10 protein-coding genes and 2 pseudogenes are annotated in these 9,832 nt (G+C 64.0%); 8 read left to right on the top strand and 4 right to left on the bottom strand.

Going from position 1 to position 9,832, the window contains the following annotated elements:
* Positions 1-241: pseudogene (locus tag AC1DYD_RS40475) on the top strand (IS701 family transposase); the annotation flags it as partial.
* 2 nt (positions 242-243) lie between these two features.
* Here AC1DYD_RS40475 and AC1DYD_RS40470 read toward each other — a convergent pair.
* The gene (locus AC1DYD_RS40470; RefSeq protein WP_478178348.1) at positions 244-888 is read right to left on the bottom strand and encodes an aldehyde dehydrogenase family protein; all 645 of its coding nucleotides are present in this window, start codon (positions 886-888) and stop codon (positions 244-246) included.
* Positions 889-1,002: 114 nt separating this feature from the next.
* On the opposite strand from AC1DYD_RS40470, the gene AC1DYD_RS40465 reads away from it, so the two are divergent.
* The 5 genes and pseudogenes from AC1DYD_RS40465 to AC1DYD_RS40445 all read left to right on the top strand — a co-directional run bounded on the left by AC1DYD_RS40465 (position 1,003) and on the right by AC1DYD_RS40445 (position 4,048).
* Positions 1,003-1,137 (top strand): hypothetical protein, encoded by a 135-nt coding sequence (locus AC1DYD_RS40465; RefSeq protein ID WP_478178346.1) that lies wholly within the window; start codon positions 1,003-1,005, stop codon positions 1,135-1,137.
* 135 nt (positions 1,138-1,272) lie between these two features.
* A complete protein-coding gene (locus tag AC1DYD_RS40460; protein ID WP_478178345.1) occupies positions 1,273-2,253 on the top strand; it encodes a LysR family transcriptional regulator in 981 nt (326 codons plus the stop codon).
* Positions 2,254-2,593: 340 nt separating this feature from the next.
* Positions 2,594-3,154 (top strand): cytochrome P450, encoded by a 561-nt coding sequence (locus AC1DYD_RS40455; RefSeq protein ID WP_478178347.1) that lies wholly within the window; start codon positions 2,594-2,596, stop codon positions 3,152-3,154.
* Positions 3,106-3,285 (top strand): annotated as a pseudogene (locus AC1DYD_RS40450) (peroxidase); the annotation flags it as partial. The gene AC1DYD_RS40455 and the pseudogene AC1DYD_RS40450, both read left to right, overlap by 49 nt.
* 559 nt (positions 3,286-3,844) lie before the next feature.
* On the top strand, positions 3,845-4,048 hold the full coding sequence (locus AC1DYD_RS40445; RefSeq protein WP_478178344.1) for a hypothetical protein: 204 nt from the start codon (positions 3,845-3,847) through the stop codon (positions 4,046-4,048).
* Between the two features lie 182 nt (positions 4,049-4,230).
* Here the strand turns inward: AC1DYD_RS40445 and AC1DYD_RS40440 are convergent, their stop codons facing one another.
* From AC1DYD_RS40440 to AC1DYD_RS40430, 3 genes are read right to left on the bottom strand one after another with little or no spacing between them, the layout of a single operon-like run.
* On the bottom strand, positions 4,231-4,944 hold the full coding sequence (locus AC1DYD_RS40440) for an FCD domain-containing protein (RefSeq protein WP_478178343.1): 714 nt from the start codon (positions 4,942-4,944) through the stop codon (positions 4,231-4,233).
* 55 nt (positions 4,945-4,999) lie between these two features.
* Positions 5,000-5,545, bottom strand: a complete 546-nt coding sequence (locus AC1DYD_RS40435; RefSeq protein ID WP_478178342.1) for a cupin domain-containing protein — start codon at positions 5,543-5,545, stop codon at positions 5,000-5,002.
* Positions 5,546-5,559: 14 nt separating this feature from the next.
* Complete coding sequence (locus AC1DYD_RS40430; RefSeq protein WP_478178341.1) at positions 5,560-6,669, bottom strand: alcohol dehydrogenase catalytic domain-containing protein; 1,110 nt, start codon at positions 6,667-6,669, stop codon at positions 5,560-5,562.
* 143 nt (positions 6,670-6,812) lie between these two features.
* Here AC1DYD_RS40430 and mhpA point away from each other — a divergent pair, with 143 nt between their 5' ends.
* Together mhpA and AC1DYD_RS40420 are read left to right on the top strand one after the other, a co-directional pair.
* Entirely contained in the window at positions 6,813-8,411 is a 1,599-nt protein-coding gene (gene mhpA / locus AC1DYD_RS40425) for a bifunctional 3-(3-hydroxy-phenyl)propionate/3-hydroxycinnamic acid hydroxylase MhpA (RefSeq protein WP_478178340.1), read from the top strand.
* A gap of 3 nt (positions 8,412-8,414) precedes the next feature.
* On the top strand, positions 8,415-9,832 hold a 1,418-nt coding region (locus AC1DYD_RS40420), incomplete at its 3' end, for an aldehyde dehydrogenase family protein (protein WP_478178339.1).

Raw genomic sequence — 9,832 nt, 5'->3', positions numbered from 1 at the left:
CCTGATGGCCGAACGCCTGATCGCCGACAAGCCAGTCGGCGGTAAAAAAAACTTCATCGAACGCCAAGTGCCTGCGTTTCCCGCGAATTACATCCCCCGCGGCAGTCCTGCGCGCGCAGCGCCACGTGGACCATTCGATCACGACACTGCGACTCAGCCTGAGCTATCTACTCATCGCTCGCCTCGGGCAGTGCCCTTGCTGCGGCAAGGCAAGCGCAAAGCTACTCTTGTGACACAGTAAGACTAGTGCGGCAGCGCCCGAATGACGGATTTCAGTTCGAAGTGATCGGCAAGGCCTTCGGTCGCCATCTCGCTGCCGAGGCCGCTATCCTTGACGCCGGAGAAGGGAAGCTCGGGAGGACTTAGGGCAAATGTGTTGATGCTGACGTTGCCCGCATGCAGGCCATGCTCGATCGCATGCGTGTCCGACAGTTTGTTGGTAAAGGTGTAGGAGGCGAGGCCGAAGTCGGTGGAATTTGCGCGCTTCAGCGCCGAATCGAGCCGGGAGAACGGCGTGATCAGGGCCAGTGGTCCGAAGGGCTCCTCCTGCATCGCGCGGGCATCATCGGGGATGTCATCGATCACCGTCGGGCGCCAGAAATGACCGTTCGCCATGCGGTCGGGTGGTGCGCCGCCCGCGATGATTCGCGCGCCGCGGTCGAGCGCATCGGCGCAAAATTCTTGCATCGCGTCGACTCGGCGCTGATTGATCAGCGGGCCCATGTCGACGCCGCTGTCCTGCCCGTTTCCCACCACCATCGCGTTGGCTCGCTCAGCAAAGTGGTCGGCGAAGGCCCTGTGCACCGATTCGTGAACGAAGAAGCGGGTCGGGCAAAGGCAAAGTTGGCCGGCGTTCCTGAACTTGGCCGCCAGGCTGAGGTCAACCACTCGGGCAACGTCAAAGGCATTGTCGCCAGGAGCTTCAACGAGCAGGCGATCTTGCAGCGCCCGTATGTTCGCAGGCTCAACGAGACGCAACTGACCGAGCTCGAAGGAAAGGGCATGGTATTCAGCAAGCCCGAAATTTCTTCCTTCCAGCAGATGCTGCGCAAGTCCGGCTTCTACGTCGAGTGGAAGAAGAAGTTCGGGCCCGAGGCATGGGCGTTGCTCGAGAAATATGCGGGCCAGTTGGCCTGAGAGCGCACGCGGCCAGGCCCTGGATCCTGATGCTGCTCCACATCTACGGCCTGCTCCGACGCGGGCGTTTCCCCTGATGGCGCATTCAATGCACGAAGCTAGAGTGCCTTGACGACCCACCTTGGACAACGACGCATGAATGATCGGATCAGAGAGTTTGACATCTTCCTGCGCGTGACGGAGAAGGCGAGCTTTTCCGCCGCCGCCCGCAGCCTCGACTGCGACCCTTCGACGATCAGCAAGATCATCCAGCGGCTCGAAAACCGGCTCTCGGTTCGCCTCTTCAACCGCACTTCGCGCGCACTTGCATTGACTCAGGACGGCATGAAGCTGCTCGAAGCCGCTCAGCGCGTCGTCGAAGCGCTAGAGGAGGTCGAACATGCGGTGGGCAAGGGCACAGTCGAGGTGTCGGGAACGCTGCGCGTCAACACTTCGCTGGCTTTTGCGCTCTACCACGTCGCGCCTCACGTGCTCGAGTTCTCCGAACGGCATCCGGAACTGCGGCTGGACTTTGTCTTGACGGCCACGCCAGTCGATATGATCGAGAATCAGATCGATGTCTCGCTGCGCAGCGGGTACATCCCGGATTCTTCCTTGGTCGCCAAGCGCATATCCGCCACGCGCTGGATCGTTTGCGCCTCGCCCGCCTACCTGAAAAGGGCCGGCGTGCCGCTGAAGCCGGACGAGTTGAAGAACCACAACTGCCTGAACTTCCTCCCCGGGTCATACCGCAGCACTTGGCCGATGCTCGACCACGGAAGGATGAGCAACTTCGACATCAAGGGCACGATGGGTTCAAACTCGCCCGATCTGCTGAGGGCGTTGGCTTGCGAGGGGTTGGGCGTCGTGCGATTGTCAGAGTTCCATGTTGGCAACGACATCGCCAGCGGCCATCTGGTCCAGGTGCTGAAGTCTTACCAGCCGGACGTCGAGGAGCCGGTGTTCGCGGTCTATCCCAGCAAGAGAAACCTCAGCCTGCGGCTGCGCTGTTTCCTTGATTTCCTCGATGAGAAGCTCAATGCCCCGCGCGCTGCGACTCAGACGGCCCCACCGATAGGCGCTGGTCCGCGGTCCGCCGACGCCAGCAACCGGCTGTCGACCTCGGCCAAGCACTGACCTCCGCGGGCGCGCGCTGGCGCCTGTGTTCGCGCTTTATCCTTCCTGTTTCCCTCGTGTCCCGGCTGCTGCGGGAGGCCCCCGGCCTCACGTTGCCGGACCTCGGGGCCGACTTGGGCGGATGGTCAAACTGAGAACTGCAGGGGCGCACGCATCTCGTGCGCGGCCTGCCACAGATGGACGGTGCCGAGCACAAGGCCTTCCGCCAGTTGACCCAGGCCTGGTTCCAGCCCAAGCAGGTCAAGGTGCTCGAGGCGCGCATCGCCGAACTGGCACGCCGCGCCGTCGACGAACTCGAGGCGCGAGGGCCGGAATGTGATTTCTACGCCGATGTCGCGGCCTGGTATCCGTTGCGGGTGATCATGCTGATTCTCGGCCTTCCGGCCGAGGACGTGGCCCGCCTCCTGCAGATCACCCAGGCCTATTTCGGCGGCAGCGATCCGGAAGTGCAGCGGGGGAGCGATCTGATCCAGGCGGGCCAGGACTACATCGCCTATTTCGACGGCGTCAGCGAGGACCGACGCAAGAATCCCCATCGGCCAACCGCGACGAGGAGGCCTTCAGCGCGCCATTCAAGTTTCGCGTCGATCGCAATGCGAACCGCCATGTCGGCTTCGGTTACGGCGCGCGCAGCTGCCTCGGCATGTTCATGGCGAAGACCGAACTGCAGATTCTGTTTCGCGAGCTTTTGTCGCGCGTCGAGTCGTTCGAACTCAAGGGGAAGCCGGCATGGGTGGAGACGTCCTTCGTTGGCGGCCTGAAACGCCTCCCGGTGCGCGTGACGATGGAACGCAGCCGCGCCATCGACACCCAGACCGTCCAGGCTTGGCCGCTTCAGGCTTTTGGGGCGATGTGGGATCTCTGCAGCTCACCGACAGTCACAAGGTGGCCACGCCCGTGAACTGGAAGGACGGTGACGACGTCGTGATCCTTCCGAGCATCCAGGACCCGGCCGAACTGGCCGAGTGCTTCCCGAAGGGCTTCAAGGCCGTGCGCCCCTACCTGCGCCTGACGCCGCGGCCGAACAAATGATCGCCTGAGCGGCGCAGCGCGCGACACGCGGCGCCTGAACTCAAAATGGATCGGCCGAAAGGAAGTTGGCGCTCCAAGATCACTTGGCTCACCCTGCCATCGAGGGACATGGCACCTGTCGGGCGACGAGGAGCCTTTTCCCAGGTTCTGCCGGCGGTGAGTCATAGCCAGCCGACGCCAGCTTTCAGGTAAGAAGTGAGATGTGCCGCGAGGGGTCGAAGCGCCGCTTCCGGGCGAAGCGCATGAGACGCGCGAAGTTGTGTCTGAGCCAGGCATGCGCCGGCGGATCCAACGCAAACCGCATCTGCAGACTCGTATTCCTTCGTTCGCAAGCACGCCGAGCGTCCGCAGAATCCGTCACGTTAGGTCACGTCCATGCATCGCCCGTGGAGCGTCGACGCACGCCGCTCGAAGGCCGTCGCGCCGGCGGGCCTGCCGGCATCGACATGAACCCGTGGCGAGGTCGCTTTCTTGGCTATTTGCAACTGACTTGACGGTCGTTCCACTTCCGACGACCGCTTCCGACAATCGCGTCCGCCACTCCTCGACGACACCCCTGATGACACGCAATGCTGAGTTGACGCCCGCCGAATACGCCCGCCGCGTGATCGCGCGAACGGCTTCGGTGTGGAAGATCGCGCCCGCCTCGCCGCGCGAGGTAGCCCGGCGAGCGCCGCACGGCCATGTCCCGATTCGGATCATGCGGCGGATCCGGGCAGCGGCGGTGGCGTACGGCCGGCCGGCCCTCGCGCATTCCTGGTGAGTCCTGTGCGCAACCATCTTCGCTGCGCCCTGGTGGGACAGCGACGGTAGTCGGCGCGGCGGGTGCAGGCGTGGGCTCAGGCGATGCGCCGTTGCACGATGCGCGTGGCGGAATCGGCGACGACGGCGGAGCCCACGCCATGACCCATGGAGCTCATCAGCTGCGGGTATGGTTGCAGGTGGCTATTCGGCTTCGGCAGCCAGCTTGAGGGCGGCTGTCACATTGCGCTGCGTGCTCAGGATGTGTTCCTCAAGCAATGCGCACGCGGTATCGGCATCGCGGCGCAGCGTTGCGTCCATGATCTTGCGGTGCTCGTTGGATTTGCGTCGCGCAGTCTTTCGATAGCGCGCAGAAAAGCGTCGATAGCGCTCCGCCTGGTCGAACAGACTGGCACCCCACACACGTTGCCGCTCCGAAGGGCAAGCCGCCAGGAGCGCCAGATGAAAGGCTCGATGCAGCTGGGACCAGTTCTCGTCCAAGACGACTGGCCCGTCGCTCAAGCGGGACTCGACCCTTTCAAGCCGATGGTAGGCAGCGACCACGGAGCCCTCCCAAGCGTCGTCACCTTGGGCGATCGCTTCGCGCAGGGCAGGCACATCGAGCAGCAAGCGCATGCGGGTGATGTCTGCCAGGTCGTCTGTCGAAATGGGGGCCACGCGAAAACCCCGGCGTTCGTCCGCGCGAATCAAGCCCTCTTGCGCCAGGCGGCTCAGGGCCTCGCGCAGCGGGCTGCTCGACAGACCATAGCTTGCCTGCAGTTCATCGACCTTGAGCTTCATGCCGGCGCCGAATGTTCCCGTCAATACGTCGCGACGCAGGTTCGCGAAGGCTTGATCGGCCAGCGGGGGTGGACGGAATTCAATTTCTTCTTTGTGCATGACGGAAAGTTTATGCATAAACGCCACGTTTTGAAAGAGTCCATGAACTCGGTCGCAACCGCCGCTTCCTTCGCTATCCGTTCCTTCTGGCGCCCAGCAGGACGAACAGCATGGTGGCAGGCCGGTCGCCGAGATTGCGCCAGGCGTGCCGGTTTCCGTGCTGCACAGCCACATCGTGCTTGCGCAGCAGCACCTGCTTGCCATCGTCCAGTTCGAGCGTGATCTCGCCGTCCAGCACGATGTCGTAGTCGATGCTGTCCGTGGTGTGCATGCCTGGATGATCGGGCTCGAAGGTCTCGGCAAGACCGGGGACCAACTTGCCGAATTCCTGACCGAAGGCAGCGCCATCGAATTCGGCCCGCATCATCACCGCGTCGGGCGGAAACGTCACGAACATCAGCCGCGATTCGCCTTCCTCGGGAACGAAGCCGACTTCGCCCGTGCGATCGGCAATTTCGGCACCTCGCGAGACAATCTCGGCCGCACGCGTCGACCACACCAGCGACGCGGCGAATCCCGGCACCGTCGTGAATTCGACGCCGCGCGGCGCGATCCCGTCGGTGACCACATTCGCTTTACCGTCAGCGCCGGTACCCGTGACAACTCGTCTGATCTTCATGATCTTCCTCGTACTCAAGGGTTGATGACGAAGTTGCTGAAGCCGCCATTGCGACTGGCAATCCCGGAGATCGCCTGGTTCACCTGGTCGAGGGGGTAGCACACGTGCTCGAACACGGAAAGATCGAGCGTGCCCGCCGCGGCCATGTCGGCCATATCCTGTCCTTCGCCAGCGGTGAACCATGCCGAGCCTTCGATGCCCTGTTGCTCATCCATCATGGTGTGGAGGTCCAAGCCGACCATGCCGGCGATTGCGCCGATGTTGTAAGCGTGACCACCACGCTTCAGAGCGCGAATACCCTGCTGCAACGATTCGTGCGGCGCGCCTGGCCCGAGTGCGTCGATGAAAGTATCGACGCCGAGACCCTCGGTGCGTGACTTGGCCCAGGTGTCGATGGCTTCGCCGCCGGCGTTGGAAAACACCTCGATTCGGTCCGGCGCCAATGCCTTGACCCGATTCAGCAGTTCTTGATTGCGCCCCGTGCCGAGAATGCGGGTGGCACCCATGGCCAGGCCGAACAGCGCACCGCCGATACCCAGCGTGCCGCTGATGCCGTTGATGAGCACGCTGCGACCTGGCCCCACTTTCGCCTTGCGCATCGCGGAGTACATCGTTCCCAGGTAGCCGAAGCGCGCAGCCTGGTTGAACGTCACGCTGTCCGGCAACTTCACCAATGCGTACTGCGGCGCGATCATGTACTCGCTCAGGCCGCCGTAGGGGTAGTTCTTGAACAGCTTGAGCGAGTTCTCCGAGAAGCCGAAATAGCCGCTGAACGCATAGTGCGTGCAGTTGATGAGATCCCCGTTGCGGCAGGCACGGCAACCGCCGCAGTAGAGGCTCGGGTTCACATACACCCTGTCGCCTGGCTTCCATGTATGCACATGGGAGCCGACGGCCGTGACCTCTCCGGCGGGGTCCAGGCCGAAGATCGCCGGCAGGGGCGGGAGGGGCAGTTCGGGGAACCAGGTGGTCCAGTTCGCCAGGATATTCCCAAGGTTCGGCACGATGCCGCACGAATGGACGCGCACCTGCACGTCATTGGCGGCCGGCTGCGGAATGGGCAGTTGTTCGATCTCCATCGGTGCACCCACCTTGTGCAGGCGGGCCGCTTTCATCATCGACATTTCGTCTCCTTGTGAAAAATGCATAAAACAGATGGATATGCATTACACGTCGGCCCTTGTTCGATGCCCATTGGGATCAACCCTTGGTGCAGGATTCATAAGTTTATGCACAATTATGTGATTCCCGCACACCAAACTTCACCATGTCCCCAGCAATCAACGATTCATTCGACGTCGCCATCGTCGGATTTGGCCCGGTGGGCGCATCGCTCGCGGCGCTGCTCGGTCGGCGTGGCCGACGCGTCGCGGTGTTCGACAAATCCGAGTCGATCTATCCGCTTCCCCGCGCGTTTGCTCTTGACCACGAAGCAATGAGGACCTTTCAGGAGATCGGCATTGCCGGCGCCCTGGCGCCCCACATGACGCCATATCGCCCCACGATCTATCAAGGCAGCGACGGCCAGCCGATCCAGCACTTCGACATGGGCCCTTCGCCGTACCCGCTTGCATGGGCCCCCTCGTACACCTTCAACCAGCCGGCGCTGGAGGCATCGCTGCGTCGCGCAGTCGAGGCCATGCCGAACGTGCAGGTGCGCCTTGGCTGTGAAGTGACCGACGTCCGGGAATCGGACGACGGTGCGGTGTTGACGGTCCGCGGCAGGGACGGCATCGACGGCGAAGTCCGCGCGCGTTACGTCGTTGCGTGCGACGGGGGTGCGAGTCCGACGCGCAAGCGGCTGGGCCTGCAACTCAAGAGCCTGGAGTTCGACGAGCCTTGGATCGTCGTGGACATGCATATCGAGGAATCCAAACTGTCGCAGTTGCCTGCTACGAACATTCAGTACTGCAATCCGGTGCGCCCTTGCACCTATGTCGTGGGGCCGGGCACGCACCGTCGATGGGAGTTTCTGCTTCTGCCCGACGAAGCCGAACAGCGCGAGATGCCCGACGACGCCATCTGGAAGTTGCTGTCGCCCTGGGTCTCACCGGGTGAGGCACGCATCTGGCGCGCCGCCACCTATCGTTTCCATGCCGTCGTCCTCGCGCAGTGGCGCAAAGGATCCATCCTGCTGGCCGGCGACGGCGCTCATCAAATGCCTCCGTTCCTGGCTCAGGGAATGTGCCAAGGCCTGCGTGACGCCACCAACCTGGCTTGGAAGCTGGATTGGGTGCTCACAGGTCGAGCGTCCGACGGTCTGTTGGACAGCTATGGCGAAGAACGCGCTCCGCAGGTCGAGGACATCACTGCGACCGTCAAGCGCCTCGGTCGAATCATCTGCGAGCGCGACCCGGTGAGGGCCAACGATCGCGACCGCAATCTGCGCGAGCAACAGGGAGGCCAAGTCAGGATGCAGTTGCGCCAGAGCCTGCTGCCGGGTGTCCACCACGGGCTGATCGATCGCGATGTCGCCCCGGCGGGAACCCCGTTTCCCCAACCTGTCGGACGGCTCGATGTCGACGCCGAGGCGCAGATGCTCGACGATCTGGTTCCTAACGGTTTCCTGCTGGTTTTGCGCGATGCCCCTGAGGCCGCCCAATTTCAGCAGTGGGCGGACCCGTTGGCCCGGCTTGGTGCGCAAACCGTTTGCATCGGTGGCAAGGCCGACGCGCCAGGCGTGTTGAAGCTGATCGAAACGGACGACGTCGTGGCGCGCTGGTTTGGGCGAAACGAGTGCGCGGCCGCGCTTGTGCGGCCTGATCACATCGTGTTCGGCGCGGCCAGCGACCCGACTCAGATCGGTTCTCTCCTGACACGCGCCTGTCGGCAACTGGGCCCGACGCCAACCGCTTCCAGGGAGTGATTCATGAATCGCCATGACAACCTCATCAACGGCGAATGGCGCGCCGCCGCCAGCTACAGCGCCAACCTCAACCCGAGCAACCTCGGCGACGTGCTGGGCCAGTACGCGCAGGGCGACGCGGCCCAGGTCGACGCCGCGATCGCGGCCGCCACGGCCGCCTTTCCCGCCTGGTCCACCGGCGGCATCCAGGCGCGCTCCGARGCGCTGGACAAGATCGGCGCCGAGATCCTGGCGCGCAAGGAAGAGCTCGGCACGCTGCTGGCGCGCGAGGAGGGCAAGACCCGCGCCGAAGGCRTCGGCGARGCGACGCGTGCCGGCCAGATCTTCAAGTTCTTCGCCGGCGAATGCCTGCGGCTGGCGGGCGAGGTGCTGCCGTCGGTGCGCCCGGGCATCGGCATCGAGATCACGCGCGAGCCCGTGGGCGTGGTCGGCCTGATCACGCCGTGGAACTTCCCGATTGCGATCCCGGCCTGGAAGATCGCACCGGCGCTGGCCTTCGGYAACTGCGTGGTCATGAAGCCGGCCGACCTGGTGCCGGGCTGCGCCTGGGCGCTGGCCGAGATCATCAGCCGCTCGGGCATCCCGCCCGGCGTCTTCAACCTCGTGATGGGCCGCGGCAGCGTGATCGGCGACGCGCTGGTGAACCACCCGGGCATCCATGCGATCAGCTTCACCGGCTCGGTSGGCGTCGGCCGCAACATCGCCATCCAGTGCGCCACGAAGCACAAGAAGGTGCAGCTCGAGATGGGCGGCAAGAACCCGCAGGTGGTGCTCGACGATGCCGACCTGAACCAGGCGGTCGAGCTCAGCGTGCAGAGCGCCTTCTATTCGACCGGCCAGCGCTGCACGGCGTCGAGCCGGCTGATCGTGACCGAAGGGATCTATCCGAAGTTCATCGAGGCGATGAAGGCGCGGATGGCGAAGATCAAGGTCGGCGACGCGCTGGCGCAGGGCACCGACATCGGGCCGGTGTCGAGCGAGAGCCAGCTGCGGCAGGACCTGGACTACGTCGAGATCGGCAAGGCCGAGGGCGCCACGCTGGCCGCGGGCGGCGAGCGGCTCGCGCTCGACACCGACGGCTTCTACATGTCGCCGGCTCTSTTCAGCGAGTCGGCACCCGCGATGCGCATCAACAAGGAAGAGATCTTCGGTCCGGTGGCGAGCGTGATCCGGGTGAAGAACTACGAGGAAGCGCTGGCCACGGCCAACGACACCGAGTTCGGCCTGTCGGCCGGCATCGCCACCACCTCGCTGAAGTACGCGACGCACTTCAAGCGCCACAGCCAGGCGGGCATGGTGATGGTCAACCTGCCGACGGCGGGGGTGGACTACCACGTGCCCTTCGGCGGGCGCAAGGGATCGAGCTACGGCCCGCGCGAGCAGGGCAGGTACGCGCAGGAGTTCTTCACCGTGGTGAAGAC

Source organism: Variovorax sp. P4_B11 (assembly GCF_056402355.1).
Note: the sequence above shows the minus strand (reverse complement) of the source record. Positions and strands in the feature narration are given on the sequence as shown.

Coding starts and splice junctions, on each gene's coding strand:
- AC1DYD_RS40465 (WP_478178346.1), top strand. CDS start 1,003: ATGGTATTCAGCAAGCCCGAAATTTCTTCCTTCCAGCAGATGCTGCGC.
- AC1DYD_RS40460 (WP_478178345.1), top strand. CDS start 1,273: ATGAATGATCGGATCAGAGAGTTTGACATCTTCCTGCGCGTGACGGAG.
- AC1DYD_RS40445 (WP_478178344.1), top strand. CDS start 3,845: ATGACACGCAATGCTGAGTTGACGCCCGCCGAATACGCCCGCCGCGTG.
- AC1DYD_RS40440 (WP_478178343.1), bottom strand. CDS start 4,944: ATGCATAAACTTTCCGTCATGCACAAAGAAGAAATTGAATTCCGTCCA.
- AC1DYD_RS40435 (WP_478178342.1), bottom strand. CDS start 5,545: ATGAAGATCAGACGAGTTGTCACGGGTACCGGCGCTGACGGTAAAGCG.
- AC1DYD_RS40430 (WP_478178341.1), bottom strand. CDS start 6,669: ATGTCGATGATGAAAGCGGCCCGCCTGCACAAGGTGGGTGCACCGATG.
- mhpA (WP_478178340.1), top strand. CDS start 6,813: ATGTCCCCAGCAATCAACGATTCATTCGACGTCGCCATCGTCGGATTT.